Genomic DNA, 1460 nt, shown 5'->3' with positions numbered 1-1460 from the left:
CGCGTTCCAGACAGCCTTTTCTAAAACTGCAAGATGTCAGTCAAGGCACAGCAGGACAAGCCCGGCGAGCAGGAGGAACTGGACAACCTGGACTTTGAACTCGTCCTGTTCGCCTCCGCCATCATCGATTACGACTACATCATGACCCTGCTGGCCCGTTCCAGCGCCCAGGAAACCCCCGAGCAGCAGCGCCAGACCCGCGACAAGCTCCTGGCCTTGATCGGCTCGGACGCCAAGTTCATGGACGAACGCGAGGAGCTGCGCGAGTACGTCCAGAGCCTGCCCACCGGGGTTGCCCTCACCGAAGAGGCCCTGTGGGAAGGCTACGAGGGGTTCAAGGCCGAGCGCCACACTGCCGAGCTGAACGCCGTGGCTGCCACGCACGGCCTGAACGCCGACGCCCTGCACGCCTTCACGAGCACCACCCTGGAGCGCCTGATTTTCGACAGTCAGGCCCTGGGCGAGTTGCTGACCCCGCTGGGCCTGGGCTGGAAGGCCCGCAAACGCAAGGAAGAAGACCTGATGAGCGACCTGACCCCCCTGCTGCGCCGCCGCGCCGAGGGCCGGGACATCGCCGGACTGGGAGCGTATGACGGATAAAATAGGCGCTATGACGCGCCCGATCTGGCCCTACAGCGAAGCGCAAGCGCACTGGGAAGAAATCATGCAACTCGCCGCAGGCGGTGAGCCGCAGCGGGTGGCCCGCCCCGATGGCGTGACCCTGGTGATTCAGATGCAGACCCCGGACACCGACGCCCCGCCGTTCGTGCCCGCGCTCGCGGCCTTCGAGGGCCTGCCCAATGACGCCGAGCTGGTGACGGAGCGCCCCCGCGACGTTCCAAAGGACAGAGACCTTTGAAGTATCTGGAAGGAACAATGACCAAGACGGCCAGGCCCGTGCCCGCGCCCCGGCTGAGGTTTCCGGGGTTTACGGGGGAGTGGGAAGAGACGGTTATGAAGAACGTCTTTTCATTTCTGGGCAATAATTCTTTGTCACGAGAAAAACTTAATTATGACTCTGGCGAAGTGAAGAACATTCACTACGGGGATATACATACTAAATTTGCGTCGCATTTTTATATCGAATCTGAGAGAGTTCCATTTGTGACAGCTAACGAAGAAGTGAAAAGATTCAAGCCTAACAACTATATTAAGGAAGGCGATTTGGTTATTGCGGATGCTTCTGAGGATATGGCCGATATAGGTAAGGCGATTGAAATCATCTCGCTGAACACTCAAAGGGCCGTATCAGGATTACATACGATTTTGGCGCGTCCAACCACTGGAGTGTTTAGCTCAGGCTATTTGGGCCATCTTTTCAGGACTGACTACATCAGGAAGCAAATCCAGAAAGAAAGCCAGGGCGCAAAAGTTTTAGGACTTTCGGCAACTAGATTATCTGGGATAACTCTACCCCTCTCTAGGGGTCAAAAGTCAGATGGAGGCTTGAGAAGTCGGCT

Annotated in this window: 3 protein-coding genes; all 3 read left to right on the top strand. The window is 57.4% G+C overall.

Going from position 1 to position 1460, the window contains the following annotated elements; all coding sequences use genetic code 11:
• Positions 1 to 33 precede the first annotated feature (33 nt).
• Positions 34 to 600 (top strand): type I restriction endonuclease subunit R, EcoR124 family, encoded by a 567-nt coding sequence (locus QOL99_RS17010; RefSeq protein ID WP_285525566.1) that lies wholly within the window; start codon positions 34 to 36, stop codon positions 598 to 600.
• A gap of 10 nt (positions 601 to 610) precedes the next feature.
• Entirely contained in the window at positions 611 to 859 is a 249-nt protein-coding gene (locus tag QOL99_RS17005; protein ID WP_285525564.1) for a hypothetical protein, read from the top strand.
• Between the two features lie 95 nt (positions 860 to 954).
• A partial coding sequence (locus QOL99_RS17000; protein ID WP_285525563.1) for a restriction endonuclease subunit S domain-containing protein occupies positions 955 to 1460 on the top strand: 506 nt, incomplete at its 3' end.

The organism is Deinococcus rhizophilus (genome assembly GCF_030271215.1).
Taxonomy (GTDB): domain Bacteria; phylum Deinococcota; class Deinococci; order Deinococcales; family Deinococcaceae; genus Deinococcus; species Deinococcus rhizophilus.
This window is presented reverse-complemented; position numbering and strand designations above follow the sequence as displayed.

Coding starts and splice junctions, on each gene's coding strand:
- QOL99_RS17005 (WP_285525564.1), top strand. CDS start 611: ATGACGCGCCCGATCTGGCCCTACAGCGAAGCGCAAGCGCACTGGGAA.
- QOL99_RS17010 (WP_285525566.1), top strand. CDS start 34: ATGTCAGTCAAGGCACAGCAGGACAAGCCCGGCGAGCAGGAGGAACTG.